The 15,882-nt window shown below is 65.3% G+C and carries 18 protein-coding genes; 7 read left to right on the top strand and 11 right to left on the bottom strand.

Annotated features, from left to right (window positions below; genetic code table 11):
• Window positions 1–21: 21 nt before the first annotated feature.
• Window positions 22–678: a hypothetical protein gene (locus AB1Z25_RS19590; protein WP_486635974.1), complete on the top strand. Its 657-nt coding sequence runs from the start codon at window positions 22–24 to the stop codon at window positions 676–678.
• Window positions 675–1,100 (top strand): type IV pilin protein, encoded by a 426-nt coding sequence (locus AB1Z25_RS19585; RefSeq protein ID WP_486635973.1) that lies wholly within the window; start codon window positions 675–677, stop codon window positions 1,098–1,100. The genes AB1Z25_RS19590 and AB1Z25_RS19585 overlap by 4 nt, the downstream gene beginning before the upstream one ends.
• On the opposite strand, the gene AB1Z25_RS19580 is transcribed toward AB1Z25_RS19585, so the two are convergent.
• From AB1Z25_RS19580 to metX, 4 genes are read right to left on the bottom strand one after another with little or no spacing between them, the layout of a single operon-like run.
• Window positions 1,097–1,447: an MliC family protein gene (locus tag AB1Z25_RS19580; protein WP_253314195.1), complete on the bottom strand. Its 351-nt coding sequence runs from the start codon at window positions 1,445–1,447 to the stop codon at window positions 1,097–1,099. The genes AB1Z25_RS19585 and AB1Z25_RS19580 overlap by 4 nt on opposite strands.
• Window positions 1,444–2,712, bottom strand: coding sequence for an AmpG family muropeptide MFS transporter (locus AB1Z25_RS19575; RefSeq protein ID WP_486635972.1), 1,269 nt, complete (start codon window positions 2,710–2,712; stop codon window positions 1,444–1,446). Before AB1Z25_RS19575 ends, AB1Z25_RS19580 begins: the two co-directional genes overlap by 4 nt.
• Window positions 2,713–2,764: 52 nt before the next feature.
• The gene (metW, locus tag AB1Z25_RS19570; RefSeq protein WP_227105300.1) at window positions 2,765–3,370 is read right to left on the bottom strand and encodes a methionine biosynthesis protein MetW; all 606 of its coding nucleotides are present in this window, start codon (window positions 3,368–3,370) and stop codon (window positions 2,765–2,767) included.
• Window positions 3,367–4,509, bottom strand: coding sequence for a homoserine O-succinyltransferase MetX (gene metX / locus AB1Z25_RS19565; protein WP_486635971.1), 1,143 nt, complete (start codon window positions 4,507–4,509; stop codon window positions 3,367–3,369). The genes metW and metX overlap by 4 nt, the downstream gene beginning before the upstream one ends.
• A 230-nt stretch (window positions 4,510–4,739) precedes the next feature.
• Between metX and AB1Z25_RS19560 the strand changes: the two genes are divergently transcribed.
• The 5 genes from AB1Z25_RS19560 to ybaK all read left to right on the top strand — a co-directional run bounded on the left by AB1Z25_RS19560 (window position 4,740) and on the right by ybaK (window position 8,166).
• On the top strand, window positions 4,740–4,922 hold the full coding sequence (locus tag AB1Z25_RS19560; RefSeq protein ID WP_048413183.1) for a protein MIGRI: 183 nt from the start codon (window positions 4,740–4,742) through the stop codon (window positions 4,920–4,922).
• A 90-nt stretch (window positions 4,923–5,012) separates the two neighbouring features.
• On the top strand, window positions 5,013–5,948 hold the full coding sequence (gene mnmL / locus AB1Z25_RS19555; RefSeq protein ID WP_486635970.1) for a tRNA modification radical SAM protein MnmL/YtqA: 936 nt from the start codon (window positions 5,013–5,015) through the stop codon (window positions 5,946–5,948).
• Between the two features lie 73 nt (window positions 5,949–6,021).
• Complete coding sequence (gene msrP / locus AB1Z25_RS19550; RefSeq protein WP_486635969.1) at window positions 6,022–6,939, top strand: protein-methionine-sulfoxide reductase catalytic subunit MsrP; 918 nt, start codon at window positions 6,022–6,024, stop codon at window positions 6,937–6,939.
• A gap of 10 nt (window positions 6,940–6,949) precedes the next feature.
• On the top strand, window positions 6,950–7,579 hold the full coding sequence (locus tag AB1Z25_RS19545) for a protein-methionine-sulfoxide reductase heme-binding subunit MsrQ (protein WP_486635968.1): 630 nt from the start codon (window positions 6,950–6,952) through the stop codon (window positions 7,577–7,579).
• 104 nt (window positions 7,580–7,683) lie between these two features.
• A complete protein-coding gene (gene ybaK / locus AB1Z25_RS19540; protein ID WP_486635967.1) occupies window positions 7,684–8,166 on the top strand; it encodes a Cys-tRNA(Pro) deacylase in 483 nt (160 codons plus the stop codon).
• Here ybaK and AB1Z25_RS19535 read toward each other — a convergent pair.
• The 7 genes from AB1Z25_RS19535 to AB1Z25_RS19505 form a co-directional block, all read right to left on the bottom strand.
• A complete protein-coding gene (locus AB1Z25_RS19535) occupies window positions 8,150–8,911 on the bottom strand; it encodes a substrate-binding periplasmic protein (protein ID WP_486635966.1) in 762 nt (253 codons plus the stop codon). The genes ybaK and AB1Z25_RS19535 overlap by 17 nt on opposite strands.
• A gap of 73 nt (window positions 8,912–8,984) precedes the next feature.
• Window positions 8,985–10,427, bottom strand: coding sequence for a 4Fe-4S binding protein (locus AB1Z25_RS19530; RefSeq protein WP_486635965.1), 1,443 nt, complete (start codon window positions 10,425–10,427; stop codon window positions 8,985–8,987).
• The gene (locus AB1Z25_RS19525) at window positions 10,424–11,248 is read right to left on the bottom strand and encodes an FTR1 family iron permease (RefSeq protein WP_486635964.1); all 825 of its coding nucleotides are present in this window, start codon (window positions 11,246–11,248) and stop codon (window positions 10,424–10,426) included. Before AB1Z25_RS19525 ends, AB1Z25_RS19530 begins: the two co-directional genes overlap by 4 nt.
• Before the next feature lie 45 nt (window positions 11,249–11,293).
• A complete protein-coding gene (locus AB1Z25_RS19520) occupies window positions 11,294–11,614 on the bottom strand; it encodes a cupredoxin domain-containing protein (protein WP_255411676.1) in 321 nt (106 codons plus the stop codon).
• A gap of 140 nt (window positions 11,615–11,754) precedes the next feature.
• Window positions 11,755–12,297 carry an iron transporter gene (locus tag AB1Z25_RS19515; protein ID WP_019100457.1) on the bottom strand — a complete coding sequence of 181 codons (543 nt, stop codon included), beginning with the start codon at window positions 12,295–12,297 and terminating at the stop codon, window positions 11,755–11,757.
• 336 nt (window positions 12,298–12,633) lie between these two features.
• On the bottom strand, window positions 12,634–14,490 hold the full coding sequence (gene asnB / locus AB1Z25_RS19510) for an asparagine synthase (glutamine-hydrolyzing) (RefSeq protein WP_486635963.1): 1,857 nt from the start codon (window positions 14,488–14,490) through the stop codon (window positions 12,634–12,636).
• Between the two features lie 114 nt (window positions 14,491–14,604).
• Window positions 14,605–15,801, bottom strand: coding sequence for an MFS transporter (locus tag AB1Z25_RS19505; protein WP_486635962.1), 1,197 nt, complete (start codon window positions 15,799–15,801; stop codon window positions 14,605–14,607).
• Window positions 15,802–15,882 lie beyond the last annotated feature (81 nt).

Genomic DNA, 15,882 nt, shown 5'->3' with positions numbered 1-15,882 from the left:
GCCCGGCGGCGCGGAGCGGTGTTGTGGCTGATTCTGCCGCTGCTCAGTCTGCTGACGGTGTTGGCCATGGGCAGCGCGCGCTCGGTGGCGGTGGAGCAGCGCGCTACGCGCAACCTGGCGGAGGAGCGCGCATTGAGGCTGGCGGCCTTGCAGGCTTTGCGGGCGGCGGAACGGCGGACCTTAGATTTGAACCTCCGTTTCGAGGACGCTCTGACGAGCGAAGCCGGCATTCCCTGGCAAGGAGACGCCCGCGGCCTGGGCTGGTTCATGCCGGATTGCCTGTCCGCCGTCGCCGGCGTCGGATACGGCTTGTGCGCGACCGAGCCCGATGTGTGGCGGCGTAGCGCCCAGATCAATGGGGCGAGATGGCCGCTCTTGCATCCTTGCGGCCCCAGCCGCGGCTTGGAGGCGACGCCGGGCCGTCCGCCGGCGTCCTGCTTGCCGGCGCGGCCGCGCGCAGGGCAGCGCTGGAGTTCGCCGCGTTATGTGCTGGAATTGCTCAATCCGGCGTTCGGGATCGCCGGCGTGGACGGCCGCTTGTATCGAGTCAGCGTGAGGGTCTGGGGCGAGAGCGAGCGCGACATGCTGACCGTGCAGAGTTGGTTCTGGGCCGGGGCGGGGGCGCAGGCCGGCCGCGGCGGGCGTTTGAATTGGCGTTTGCCGGAGGAGGCGCAATGAGGGCGCAAGCGGGCATGAGTTTGCTGGAATTGCTGACGGCGATGGCGGTGGCGGCCATTCTGGCCGCGATGGCCTGGCCGGCCTATCAGCAGCAGATATTGCGCGGGCAGTTGGCGGAGGCGCGCGCGGCGCTATTGGAGAATCTGCATTTCATCCAGCGCTGGCACCTGGAAAACCGCTCGGGATCCACGGCATGGCCGCCTCTGCCGCGACCCGCCACCCGCGATTTCGACATTCGGCTGGGCAGCGTCAGCCTGGGCTCGGACAGCGCCGGACAAGCCAGTTTCCGTCTGCTGGCCAAGCCCAGGGCCGGCCACCGTTTGGCCGGCCGCTTGCAGCTGAGCCTGGATCAGGACGGCAATCTGGCGCAATGCGGGCCGGAGGAGTCCGGCCCGCAGTCGTGCCGGGCCTGGGGAGATTAAGCGCCGTCGGCCGTTGCCGGCAGCTGGATCTTGCGGCAGCCTTGCGCCAGCACGCGGCCGCCGCGAGTGGTCAGGCGCGCTTGCTCGTCCAGCAGCGACCAGATCAGTTGTTGGCTGACGTAACGCTCGCCCTGGGCGACCTTGGCCGGCGTCAGCCGGTAGCGGTGATGGTTCCAGTTCAGCTGGATGGCGGCGCCGCTTTGCTGCTGCGGATACTCCACCACCACCATTTTGCTGCCGTTGCAGCGGTATTTGACGGTTTGCATGGCCGTGTCGGCGGAGGCCGACGCGGCGCAGGACGCGCTCAGCAGCGTTGCGCAGAGCAACGCTGGTTTCCATGCCTTCATGCTCCCTCCTTTTCCCTCCATGGGGCGACTTTCAGCAACAACACCATGCCGGGCAGCGCCAGCGCGGTGCACAACAGGAAAAAACTGGTCCAGCCTATGGCGTCGATGATGTAGCCGGTGGAGGCGTTGGCCAGGGTGCGCGGCACGGCCGCCAGACTGGTGAACAAGGCGAACTGGGTGGCGGTGTAGGCCGGGTGGGTGCTCTTGGCGATGAAGGCGACGAAGGCCGCGGTGCCAAGACCCACGCCCAGCGCCTCGAAGCCGATGACCACGGCCAGCATGCTCAGTTCATGTGCGCCGATGGAGGCGAAGCGGCCGTAGCTGGCCAGCCAGGCGAAGCCCAGGATGGACAGCACCTGCACCACGCCGAAGGCCCACAGCGCCCGGTTGATGCCCAGCTTGATCATCCACAGGCCGCCGAGCAGGCCGCCTATCACCGCCGGCCACAGTGCCGCGTGCTTGGCCACCAGGCCGATCTGGGATTTGGCGTAACCCATGTCCATGTAGAAGGGGGTGGCCAGCGAGGTGGCCATGCTGTCGCCCAGCTTGTACAGGAAGATGAAGCCCAGAATCCAGGCCGCGCCCTGCCAGCCCTGGCGGGTGATGAATTCATGGAAGGGTTCGACCACGGCTTCGCGCAGGGTCTTGGGCGCCTGGCCGGCGAGCTTGGGCTCGCTGACTCGCAGCGTCATCAGCAGGCCGGGGATCATGAACAGCGCGGTGATCAGGAAGACTCGGTCCCAGGAGATGTGATCGGCCAGGATCAGCGACAGCGAACCCGGAACCAGGCCGGCCAAGCGGTAGGCGTTGATGTGCACGGTATTGCCGAGGCCCAGTTCGTTGTCGCTGAGGATCTCGCGGCGATAGGCGTCGAGCACGATGTCCTGGCTGGCGGAGAAGAAGGCCACGCCCACCGCCAGCGCGGCGATGCTCCAGATGTGCTGGGCCGGGTTGAACAGGCCGAAGCCGGCCATGGTGACGATCAGCGCCAGCTGGGTCAGCAGCATCCAGCCGCGACGGCGGCCCAGCAGCGGCGGCACGTAGCGGTCCATCAAGGGGGACCACAGGAATTTCCAGGTATAGGGCAGGCCGATCAGCGCGAACAGACCGATGGCCTTGAGGTCGACGCCTTCGCTGCGCAGCCAGGCGGGAAGCAGATTGATCAGGGTGTACAGCGGAAGACCGGAGGCGAAGCCGGTGAAGACGCAGATCAGCATCGTGCGCGAAAAGACGTCGCGCCGCCAGTCTATGGTTGTGTTGCTCATGGGCAGGCCAGTTTCTACGGATCGCGCGGCGAGACGAGCCCGCCGCTTGTTGTTATTGGCGCGCCACCCGGTAGAAGGCCAGGCTGCCGCGCAGATTGGGCATGAAAGTCACCCGTTTGACCCCGTTCATCACCACGCGTTCCACCACGCGCAGCCGATTCTTGGCGCACAGCGCTTCGAAGTCGCCGAGCATGCACCAGTGAATGTTGGGCGTATCGTACCACTGGTAGGGAATGGTGTCGGAGACCGGCATGTGGCCTTGCAGGATCTGCCAGCGGTTTTCCCAATAGCCGAAGTTGGGAAACGTGACGATGGCTTCGCGGCCGACGCGCAGCATCTCGTTCAGGATCTGCTCGGTCTCGCGCATCGCCTGTATGGTTTGCGACAGCACCACGTGGTCGAAGGCGTCGCTGTCGAATTCGGCCAGGCCGGTTTCCAGATCGCCTTGCAGCGCGTTGACGCCGGCGTTTACGCATTTGACGACATTGCCGACATCCAGGTCCACGCCGTAGCCGACCACCTGTTTGTTGCGGCCCAGCCAGGACAGCAGCGCGCCGTCGCCGCAGCCCAGGTCCAGCACGCGGCTGTCGGGCGCGATCCAGTCGGCGATCAGGCGCAGGTCGGCGCGCAAGGGCGCCGTGGTTTGCGGAGCGTTCATGCTTGCACCTCCCGCGCCACGCGGTCGAGGTAGGCGCGCATCAATTGGACATAGGGCTCGTCGGTCATCAAGAAGGCGTCGTGGCCGTGGACGGATTCGATCTCGGCGTAGGACACAGGCCGGTTGGCGGCCACCAGCGCCTTGACGGTTTCGCGCGAGCGCTCCGGGGAGAAGCGCCAGTCGCTGGTGAAGCTGGCCACCAGAAAGCGGGCGCTGGCCTTTTTCAGCGCGGCGACGAGATCGCCGCCGAAGTCCTTGGCCGGATCGAAGTAGTCCAGCGCCTTGGTCATCAGCAGATAGGTGTTGGCGTCGAAGGCGTCGGAGAACTTGTCGCCCTGATAGCGCAGATAGGATTCGATCTCGAACTCCACGTCGTAGCCGAAGCGGTACTCGCCGGAGCGCAGCATGCGGCCGAATTTCTCGCCCATGCCGTCGTCGGACAGATAGGTGATGTGGCCGAGCATGCGCGCGAGCCGCAGGCCGCGCCGCGGCAGCGCGTCGTGGGCGTAGAAATCGCCGCCGTGGAATTCGGGATCGGTGAGGATGGCCTGGCGCGCCACATCGTTGAAGGCGATGTTCTGCGCCGACAATTTGGGCGCGGAGGCGATCAGCAACGCGTGGGCGATGCGCTCCGGGTAGTCGATGCTCCACTGCATGGCCTGCATGCCGCCCAGGCTGCCGCCTATCACCGCCGCCCAGCGTTCCACGCCCAGCCGGTCCGCCAGCCGAGCCTGGCTGGTGACCCAGTCTGACACGGTGACGACGGGAAAGCCGGAACCCCAGGGCCGGCCGGTAGCCGGATTGACGCTGGACGGGCCGGTGCTGCCGTGGCAGCCGCCCAGATTGTTGACGCCCACCACGAAGAAGCGGCGGGTGTCTATGGGCTTGCCGGGGCCCACCATATTGTCCCACCAGCCGGCGGCCTTGTCGTCCGCCTGGTGTCGGCCGGCCACGTGATGATGGCCGGACAAGGCGTGACAGATCAGGATGGCGTTGCTTTTGGCGGCGTTGAGTTCGCCGTAGGTTTCGAAGCGCAGCTGATAGTCGGGCAGGACGGCGCCGCTGTTCAGCGGCAAGGGGGTATCGAACACGGCGGTTTGGGCCGTGACGATGCCGACGGAGTCGTGGAGCTCGGACATGGTGACTTGAGTGCCTCTTTTGCTATTTTCGGCATGCGCGGCGAGCCGGGGCCGGCTGCGCGCATGCTGTCGCTCCGCCGGCGGCCGGTCCATGCCGGCCATTCTCTGTCGCGGAGCCTCCTGTAGGCTACAGCCAGGACTTTAGCATGTCTTTCGCCGCCGGCGACAGCCGTCTTGCCAGCCGGGGCGGCGCGCCGGATAATCGGGCGACTTTCTTCCGCTGGCCCGCCATGTTCGGTCGTCTCTTCAAGTTTTTCGTATTGTGCGGCGTTTTGCTGATGCTGGCGCGCTGGCTGCTAAACCGGCGCCAGCGGCAGAGCCTGCACGAGCTGTTCAGCACCTTGGCGCTGGCGCTGCTGCTCAGCGCCGGGCTGTTTTCGCTGCTGTATCTATTGGGCTGGCATCGTCTTTAAGAGCGGTGCCGCCGCGTCCATCCTTGATCCCGCTCAGCGCTTCCGGGCGGCTTGCTTGCTAGACTGCCCGGCTTTGGGCTTTGTTTGGCGATGGACCTGACCCGGCATCTGCATACCTTTGGCTATTATCTGAAACGCCGCTTCGGCGAGCCGGTGCACAAATTGTCGCTGGCCGGCGATTTCACCTGTCCCAACCGCGACGGCACGCTGGGGCGCGGCGGCTGCACCTTTTGCAATGTGCGCAGTTTCGGCCGCGACCCGGCCGCCTTGTCTATCAGCGAGCAGTTGGCGCGGGAGAAGGAGAAGACCGACCGCGCGCGGCGCTACCTCGCCTATTTCCAGGCTTATACCAGCACTTATGCCGAAACCGAGCTGCTGCGCCGGCTGTACGACGAGGCGCTGGCAGGCGCCGATGTGGTGGGCCTGTGCGTCGGCACCCGGCCGGATTGCGTGCCGGACGCCGCGCTGGCCCTGCTGGCGGAATATCAGGACCAAGGCGGCGAGGTGTGGCTGGAACTGGGCTTGCAGACCGCGCATGACCAGACCCAGGCCTTGATCCGGCGCGGCCACGGCCTGGCCGAATATCGCGACGCGGTGCGACGCGCGCGCCGGCACGGGCTCAAGATTTGCACCCATCTGATTGCCGGACTGCCCGGCGAGGACGCCGCCGCCGTCCACGCCTCGCTGGACACGGTATTGGATATCGGCGTGGAAGGGCTGAAGCTGCATCCGCTGATGGTGGTGCGCGGATCGCGGATGGCGGCGCAATACCGGCGCGGCGAAGTGACGCCGTGGAGCCTGGACGACTACGCCGAGCTGGCGGCCAGCCTGATCCGCCGCACGCCGCAGCAGGTGGTCTACCATCGGGTGTCGGCCACCGCGCAAGCGCCCACCTTGATCGCGCCGGACTGGTGCGGGCCGCGCTGGACCGCCTTGCAGGCCATAGGCCGGCGCCTGGCGCGCGACGGGGGCCAGGGCAGCGCCTTGGGTCAGGCCTGGCGGGCGGGTGCGGAGCCGCTTGCGTAAATTATCGGCGTGGTCGATTGTCAGATTCAGGAGCCGCTCCCGACTCATGGGGGTAAAGACTGGAGACACCGCCATGCTGATCAAGAAACCCGCCGATATTCCCTCGTCGGACATCACGCCGGAAGGCGTGTACCTGAACCGCCGCCACTTCATGCTGGGCAGCGCCGGCCTGCTGCTGTCCGCCGAGACGCTGGCGGCGCTGGCCGCCAAGAAAAGCCCCTTGTCGACGCTGGCCGGCAACGACAAGGCCAATAGCCTGAAAGAGATTGCCGGCTACAATAATTTCTACGAGTTCGGCACCGACAAGTCGGACCCGGCGGCGAATGCCGGCAGCCTGAAAACCCGTCCCTGGAACGTGCTGGTGGACGGCGAGGTGGCCAAGCCGCGCAGCTTCGGCATCGAGCAATTGCTGAAAATGCCGCTGGAGGAGCGCGTTTACCGGCTGCGCTGCGTTGAGGGCTGGAGCATGGTGATTCCATGGGTGGGCTTTCCGCTGGCCAGTCTGCTCAAGCAGATGAACCCGACCTCGCGCGCCAAGTACGTGGCCTTCGAAACCCTGCAGCGGCCGGCGGAAATGCCCGGCCAGCGCGGCCGGGTGCTGGACTGGCCCTACCGCGAGGGCCTGCGCATGGACGAAGCGATGCACCCGCTGACCATTTTGGCCGTCGGCCTGTACAACGATGTGCTGCCCAATCAGAACGGCGCGCCGATCCGCCTGGTGGTGCCGTGGAAATACGGCTTCAAGAGCATCAAGTCCATCGTGCGCATCCATTTGCAGGAAACCATGCCGGCCACCAGTTGGAATAGGGCCAATGCGCGCGAGTACGGTTTCTATTCCAATGTGAACCCGGAGGTGGATCACCCGCGCTGGAGCCAGGCCAGCGAGCGCCGCATCGGCGAGTTCTTCAAGCGCAAGACGCTGATGTTCAACGGCTACGCCGAGCAGGTGGCGGGTTTGTACCGCGGCCTGGATCTGCGCAAGAACTATTGACGGGGCGAGGATGACGACATTGCGCCTTAAATCCGCTTCCGCCCGGCCGGCCGATCGCGCGTTGGTCTGGTTCAAATGCCTGCTGTTCGCGGTCTGTCTGTTGCCGCTGGCGCGCGCCGCCTGGATTGTGCTGTCCGGCGAGGCGGTGAACCCGGTGGAGTTCATCACTCGTTCCACCGGCACCTGGACCTTGGTGTGGCTGCTGGCGACGCTGGCGATGACGCCCTTGCGGCGTTTGGGGGCTGGCGGCTGGCCGCTCAAGTGCCGGCGCATGCTGGGCTTGTTCGCCTTTTTCTACCTGAGCCTGCATTTCCTGACCTATTTGTGGCTGGACCAGTTTTTCGATTGGGCCGGCATCGTCAGGGACATCTACAAGCGGCCCTTCATCACCGTCGGTTTCGCCGCGCTCTTGCTGATGACGCCGTTGGCGCTGACCTCCACCCAGGGTTGGATGCGCCGGCTCAAGCGCAACTGGGGCCGGCTGCATCGGCTGGTCTATCCGACGGCCTTGCTGGCGGTCATCCATTACTGGTGGTTGGTGAAGAAGGACCTGAGCCAGCCCTTGATCTACGCGGCGGTGTTGGCTGTGCTGCTGGGGCTGCGGCTGTGGTGGCGGCTGCGCCGGCCAGGCGGCGCTTGAGCTGGGACAAATCCCCCGCACTGGAGCGGCGAAGCGGCGGCTTGGGGTTTGCCAGCCGGCGCTCAAACTTCTACAGTGGCGTTTTGTTTTTCACCGTGAAGATCATGTCCAAGGAGAAAGCCCCGGTCACTCAGGCGATCCGGGTATTGCGCGAGCATCAGGTCGCTTATAGCGAGCATCTGTACAAGTACGAGGAAAAGGGCGGCACCACGGTGTCGGCGCGGGAGTTGGGCGTGGACGAGCACTGCGTGATCAAGACCTTGATCATGGAGGACGAGAACAAGCGGCCTTTGATCGTGCTGATGCACGGGGACCGCGAAGTGGGCACCGGCATGCTGGCCAAGCAGATCGGCGTCAAGAAGGTCCATCCCTGCGATCCCAAGACCGCGGACAAGCACAGCGGCTACCAGGTGGGCGGCACCAGTCCTTTCGGCGCCCGCCATCCGATGCCGGTGTATATGGAGGCCAGCATCGTCGAACTGGAGCGCATCTACATCAACGGCGGCAAGCGCGGTTTTCTGATCGGGATGTCGCCCAAGGACGCGCTGCGGGTGCTGCAGCCGGTTCTGGTCAGCGCCGCGGCTTGAGTTCGGGAAAGTTGCGCTGGTAAATGGCTTGCAGGCTGCCGTCGGCCTGCATCGCTTGCAGGGTCTGATCGATGGCGTGCCGTAGTTTGACGATGTTCGGATAAGTGCGCGAGTACATCAGCGACAGCGAGGTGGCCTTGTCCAGCGGCGTGGGAATGTAGGCGAAGTCGCGCTCCTGACCGGCGGCCTGGGTGCGGATCAGGAACAGGCCGCGTTCCAGCGTCAGCGGCGCCAGGTCCAGGTGGCCGGCGCGCAGCAGCCTGATCGCGTTTTCCTCGTCGTTGGTGTTCAGCGTGTTCAGGCGGTATTGCTTGAACAACGGCTGGTACCAATAGCCCAGCTGCACGCCGATGCGGTAGGCGCGCAAGTCGGCCAGGCTGTGAAAGTCGTAGGGGGGATTGGCGAGCCGGGGCTTGTAGTAGAAGAAGTAGCTGCTGCTGTGGATCAGCGGCGGGGAGAAATCGAAACTGAGCGCGCGTTCCGGCGTCGGCCGGTAGGGAAAGGCCGCCGCGGCGCGGCCCGCTTTGACTTCGGCTTCCGCGCGGGGCCAGCTCATATAGTGAAAACGCGCGGTATAGCCGGCGCGTCGGCAGATTTGCCGCACCATGTCGGCGAACACGCCGTCGGCGGTGAAGCTGCGCGACACATAGGGCGGCCACTCGCCGGTGGCGAAGTCTATCGCCGGCGTTTCGGCGCGCGCGGTCGCGGCCAGGCAATAGAGGGCAAGCAGCAGCGGACGCCACATGGCGCGACTCCAGGATCAGGGTGGGAGCATGCTTTGTTATCGCACAGCGCCCACCCCGTCGCCAGCGGGACGGCTACCACCACCAGAACATGAAGCCCCAGGCGGCGTCCACCAGGGCCAGCGCCGCCAGCAAGGGAAGCAAGGCCAGCGCCTGACGCCAGCCGGCACTCCAACGCGCGAGGATGGCGCGTCCCAGCCACAGCGACCACAGATTGGCGCCGGCCAGCAAGGCCAGCCGCGCGTCGTTGGCCCAGAACATCGGCACCCCTTCGGCTTTCAACAGCGTCACCGTCAGCGCGGACAGGCCCAGGAACACGCCGCAGCCGGCCAGCGGGATCAGGCTCTGCGCCAGGTGGTGCAGGCGTTGCAGCCGCCAGGGGCCGGCGATGCGCACGCCGGCCGCCAGGCAGAGCAGCAGGCCGCTGCCCAGCGCCAGCGCGGTGATCAGTACGTAGCTGATCAGCGCCGCGCCGTCCAGCCAGGAAAATACGTCGTTATGCTGCGGGTAGTGGGTCAGCAGCCACCACGGCGCCTCGGTGTCCAGCGGCCACAGGATGTCGCGGTCCACCAGCCATTCCGCCGCCGCCTGCTTCATGGCCACGAACCAGGGGCTCATGGTCCAGTGGAAGGCGCCCATCGCCACGCCCAGAAGGCCGTAGACGATCAGCGCGGTTTGCCAGCCGTCGGCTTCCTTGGCGGCGACTTTGACCACTTCTTCAGTGGGCGAGCGCAGGCTCAGTTCGATGGCGTCGCGATGGCCGCTGCAACGGCCGCACATATGGCAGCCGCTGCCGCCTTGCATATGGCGCAGCGGTTGCAGCGGCGCGCAATCCACCGCCTGTATCGGGATGGTTTTGCCTTGCTGCGAGGCTTTCCAGGCGGCTTCGTCCACCCGGTAGTACATCGGCGCCAGCTTGGACAGCAGGCCGAACACGCCGTTGACCGGGCACAGGTGGCGGCACCAGGCGCGTTTGCCGCGGGTGTAGATGAAGCCGACGATCACCGCGGCCACGGTGGAGCCGCCCAGCACCAGCAGCGCGGCCTTGGGGTATTGGTAAACGCTGACCAGTTGGCCGTAGATGGTGGTCAGCGCGAAGGCGACGAAGGGCCAGCCGCCCCAGCGCATCCAGCGCGGGATGGGCCGCCCCAGGCCTTTCTTGGCCGCCCATTCGGACAGCGCGCCTTCCGGGCACAACACGCCGCACCACAGCCGGCCGAAGAGCACCATGGACAAGAGCACGAAGGGCCACCAGATGCCCCAGAACACGAATTGGGCGAAGATGGTCAGATTGTTCCAGATCCGGGCGGTGTCTCCGGGCAGGTCCAGGCAGGCCGGCACGATCAGCAGCGCGGCGTAGACCAGCACCACCCCCCATTGCAGCGCGCGCAGCAGGCCGGCGTGATCGCGCAGCCACAAGCCGACGGCGGCCATGAAACCGGGGGCCGTCGGCTGACTACAGGAAGCGCCGGCGCAAGCGTCGGCGGAATGGGGAAGGGGCGGGCGGGCGGATTTCATACTGCCAGCGCGTGTTTGCGGTTGCGCCACTGGAACAGCGCCCAGATTGTCGCCCAGAACAGCGCGTAGGCGATCAGGCTCATCAGGGCGGGGTGGGCGCGATAGCCGGTGAGCGAGGCGATGACGCCGCCGGCGGGGCTCATATCGTCAAGCAGCGCGGAGCTGTCCCACAGCGGATCGATCAGCGCCGGCAGAATGTCCATCGAGATCAGCTTTTCCACGCCGCTGAGGAAGAGCGAGGCGCCGAGCAGCAGCAGCATGATTTCGGTGATGCGGAAGAACAAGCGCCAGGACAGGTATTTGCCGCCCAGCTGCAAGAGATAGAAGGTCAGGAAGGCCAGGCCCAGACCGATCAAGGCGGCGAAGCTCATGCTGGCCAGCGTGGAGCCGTCGGCCTCGGCCAGCATGCCGTAGAGGAAGACCACGGTTTCGCTGCCTTCTCGGGCGATGGCGATGGCGGCCAGCAAGGTGACGCCCCACCAGTTGGCGCTGCTGGCGTTCTCGCGGAGGCCGGCCTCCAGTTCTTTCTTCAGCGTGCGGCCATGCTCGCGCATCCACAGCACCATATGCACGATCAGCGCGGCGGCGGTGAACACCATCACCGTCTGGAACACGTCTTGCGCGCCGGCCATCAGGCTGCTGGCGGCGAACAGGGCCACGGCCAGGCCGACGGCGGCGAACAGGCCCAGCGCCACGCCGGCCCACAGATAACGTTTGCCGGCGGCGCCGGCCGGGTTCTGGTTCATCCAGGCATTCAGGATGCCGACGACCAGCAAGGCTTCGACGCTTTCACGCCAAACAATGAATAGGACTTGTCCCATGAGGTGCACTCCTGAATACGGCCTTAAACGGCGGACGGGCCGCGTTTACTTGGCGACGATGACGCCTTGGCCGGTCTTCATGTGAAATTCGTCAAAAAACTTGTACTCGCCGGGGGACAGCGGCTGGAACACCAGGAAGGATTCCGCGCCGGGGCCCAGCACCTTTTCCTTGCGCAGCGGCGTGCTTTCGAATTCCGCCGGCGTTTTGCCGGCGTTGATCACTTCAACCTTGAACTTCTTGCCGGCCGGCACCACCAGGCGGGCGGGCGTGAACACGCCGTCTTTCATCACCAGCTTGAATACCGGCATCTCGTCGGCGAGGACAGACATTGACACTAGGCAGGCCGCGAGGGCGGCCAGGAGCATGCGCGCGAACTTCATCGGAAAGGGTCTCCGGATTGAAAACAGCGCAGGCGAGGGCATGCGCTGTCTTATTTTAACGCATGAGAATGACTGGCGTTTACATTCTCATTCGCATTAATCCTGTTTTTACAAGAACAACGGGATTAATAGCCGCCTTTTTTGCCGATGCCGGCATAAGTGAACTCATAGTTCAGTTCGAAAGGCTTGAACCACGGGCCCACGCCGGTTTCCTTGTCGATGTGACGGCCGAAGTGGGCGTGCTGATTGGCCGACGGCGGCAGGATGGTGTATTTCAGCTTGTATTTGCCTGGGCCTTGCAGCTTGATGTTGTCGCCGTAGTGCGGGCCGTCGTTGGCCACCATCGGCATCAGATCGCCCTTGAGCACTTCCTTGCCGCCGACTTTGCTCAACTCGTACTTGACCACCAGATAGGGCATCCATGCGCCTTCTTCGAAGCCGTTCGGATTGTTCTTGGTGGCGTGGATGTCGGCCTCCAGGTGGATGTCGGATTCCTCGGCCTTGCGCATCATGCCTTCCGGTTCCATCTTGGTCGGCTGCAGGTAGACCGCGCCGATCTCCATGCCGTTTTTCAGGGCCGGCTTGCCGATCGGGTATTCCTTGGCCATGGCGGCGGCGGAAGCGGTCAGTGCTGCGGTGGCGATAGCCAGTTGAACAAAGCGACGCATAGTGTTTCCTTTTGGTTTCAATTGAGTAGGGCACTGCTTGGCCCGAGCGGGCCGCTTGGCGCTTGAAGGCGCCAGCCTGGCGGGTAAGCGCTTTATTTTTGTTTGCTTGGCTTGCCTAAAAATACTAATGCTAATCATTATCGTTTTCAAACGAAAATGTGTTGTCGAATGTAGCAGATGCGACGCCGGGCGGCGCTGGCCATAGGTATGGCATGCGTCGCGGCGTCGCTCAGCGCCCGTCCGTAGTGTTGGCGCGTGTTGACGAGGCGGCTTTGAAAGCGTCGTCAATTCCATGAGCATTCGGCTTCCTCAGCCGGCTTGGATTCCGGGCGACTCTCAGTCCTGCGCCGCCAGCCGGCTGAGCTGCGCCAGGCTTTCGTCCAGGATCAGCAATTGCAGCATCTGCTCGGCCAGGTGCTCCGCGCCGTCGCGGTAGGCGGCGGCGAAGGCGTCCACCGCGGCGGCGTCCAGCTGGCCGCCGCTCAAGCGGGCCAGGCGCTCGCCCAGGCCGTCCATGCGCGGGGCCAGGCTGGTTTTCAGCCAGCCGGACAGCGGCGGATTGAAGCCGCGCTTCTTGCGCTGGAAGAAGTCCGCCGGCAGCGCCGGGTGGATGGCGCGGCGGAAGATCAGCTTGGCAGGCTGGGTGAAGCGCTGTTTGCCGTCCACCGCCAGCAAAGTCTGATAGAAGCGGTGATCCACCAGCGGGGCGCGGCCCTCCAGGCCGTGGGCCATGGTGCACAGGTCGGACTTTTGCAGAATGTAGTCCGGCAGATAGTTGGCGAAGTCTATCGCCAGCAAATGATGCAGACCGGCCGGCGCATTGGCCGGCGGCGGGCCGATGTCGTCCGGCGCGCGCCAGTGGCAGAGCCGCGACAGCGGCCGATTGCTTTGCAGGAACAGGCGTTGGCCGGGGGTGAAGCCGGAAAAACGCAGCGAATAGGCGTCTTGCCAGCTCATCGCCAGCTCGGTGGCCAGCTTGCCGGCGCCTTTGCCGTCCAGCGACGGTTTGATCGCCAGCGGCAGTTTGATCAGGCTGCGCCAGCGAGTGCGCAGATGTTTGTTGATCCGCTTGTAGCCGGCCAGCAGCTCATCGCCGCCGTCGCCCAAGAGCACCACTTTGACGTGGCGGCTGACTTCGCGCGCAAGGTACCACGTGGGGAAGCTGGACGGATCGGCGAAGGGCTGATCGAGGTCGGCGACGATGCGTTCGAAGTCGGCCGCCAGATTGTCCGGCATCTGCACCGCCAGGTTGGCGAGGCCCATTCTGCGCGCGGAATCGGCGGCGTCGGCGGCCTCGTCCAGCTTGGAGCCGGGGAAGGCGGCGGTGAAGCTGCTGAATTGCGTCAGTTGCTGCGTGGCCAGCCGGCTGGCGATCACGGTGGAGTCTATGCCGCCGGACAAGAGCACGCCCAGCGGGCGGTCGGCGACGGTGCGCATCGCCACCGCGCGGTCCAGTTCCTGAAGCCAGTCGCCGCCGTCCTTGGCCGGCTGCCAGTAGCGCAGTTTGCGTAAGGAACGGGTATCCAGATCGAACTCCAGCCGGTGGCCGTTCTCCAGACGCTGGATATGGCTGAACAAGGTGGCGGGCGCCGGAATGTAGCGGTGAGCCAGATAGGCGTCGATGGCGTCGGCGGAGAAGCCTCGCCGCTGCGGCGGCAAGAAGGGCAGCACCGAGCGCACCAGCGAGCCGAAGGCGAAATCGCCGTCCAGCAGCGAATAGACCAGCGGCTTCTCGCCCATGCGATCGCGCGCCAGGTGCACCTTGCGCTGCTTCAGATCCAGGATGGCGAAGGCGAACATGCCGCGCAGACGTTGCAGCAGGGCCTCAATGCCCCAGGCCTGGTAGCCGCGCAGGATGAATTCGGTATCGGAGTGGGTGGCGAAGCGCGCGCCGCCGGCTTCCAGTTCGGCCTTGTCGGCGGCCCAGTCGTAGACTTCGCCGTTGTAGCAGATCCAGACCTGGCCGTCGTCGCTGGCCATGGGCTGATTGGCGATGGGCCGCGGGTCGATGATGGACAGACGCGCGTGCAGCAGCGCGTTGTGGATGTCGCCGTCCGCCGCAGGCTGCCAGTCCGCGTTCAGCAATAATTGATTGGCGGCGTCGGGTCCGCGCCGGCCCAGCTCCGTCAACATGGCCTGGGCGGTGGCCGCGGCGGCGGGGCGTTGAGAGAAGAAGCCGGCGATTCCACACATGATTTTCTGTCCGAATGGGCAACGCGCCCGGCAAGCCGCCGAGCGCTCGGACGGCGCCGCAGGCGCGTTGGAAAAATTGAATGGCGGAAGTATCCGGGCAGGGCGGCGCCAGTGTCAAACCTTGTCGCCGCGCAGATCCGGCAATAGGGCGGCCACCAGGCCCAGCAGCGGCAGGAAGGCGCACAAGCGATAGACGAATTCGATGCCGTGGCTGTCGGCCAGCTGGCCCAGCACCGCGGCCCCTATGCCGCCGATGCCGAAGGCGAAGCCGTAGAACATGCCGGACACCATGCCCACCCGGCCCGGCAACAGTTCCTGCGCGTAAATGATGATGGCGGGAAAGGCGGAGGCCAGCACAAAGCCTATGCCCAGCGACAGCACGCTGGTCCAGAACAGATTGACGTAGGGCAGTATCAGGGTCAGCGGCGCGATGCCGAGGATGGAGAACCAGATCACCCGCTTGCGGCCGATGGCGTCGCCTATCGGCCCGCCGAAGATGGTGCCCAGCGCGACCGCGAGCAGGAACAGGAATAAATGCAGCTGCGCGGCTTGCACGCCCAGGCCGAAATGCTGAATCAGATAGAAGGTGAAGTAGCTGGTGATGCTGGCGGTGTAGAAGTATTTGGAGAACAGCAGCACCAGCAAGGCGAACAGCGTCAGCTTCACGCGCGCCGGCGACAGCGGCGGCGGCGTAACGGCGGCGGCGGCTTTGGCCTTGCGCTGCTGATGGCTGTACCACTGGCCGATCTTGAACAAGACCGCCATCGCCAGCAAGGCGGCGAGACCGAACCAGGCGATGCTGCCCTGGCCCAGGGGGATGACGATCAAGGCCGCCAGCAGCGGCCCGCTGGCGCTGCCGGCGTTGCCGCCCACCTGAAAGATGGATTGCGCCAGACCGGGACGGCCGCCGGAGGCCATGCGCGCCACCCGCGACGATTCCGGATGGAACACCGAGGAGCCGGTGCCCACCAGCGCCGCGGCCAGCAGCAATAGCGGGAAGCTGCCGGCGCTGGACAGCAGCAGCAGGCCGCACAGGGTGGCGCCCATGCCCAGCACCAGCGAATACGGCATCGGCTTCTTGTCGGTATAGCGCCCGACCAGCGGCTGCAGCAGCGAGGCGGTGCACTGATAGGTCAAGGTCATCAGGCCGATCTCGGCGAAGCTGAGCTGGTAATTGCCCTTGAGCAGCGGGTAGATCGCCAGCAGCAGCGATTGCAGCATGTCGTTGAGAAAATGGGAGAAACTGATGGCGCCCAGCACGCGGAAACGGGTGCTGTCTTGATCTGGCGCGGAGGCGGCGGCGGTAGTCATGGGCTTGAGAATCATTCAGCTAGTGGGTGAAGTCATACTAGCGAGCAAAGCAACGCCCGTCCTGCGAAAATAGGGCAGGCA

The sequence above is a fragment of the Chromobacterium sp. HL1 genome, assembly GCF_057418835.1.
The sequence above is the reverse complement of the archived record's forward strand: the minus strand, read 5'-3'. Positions and strand labels throughout refer to the sequence as shown.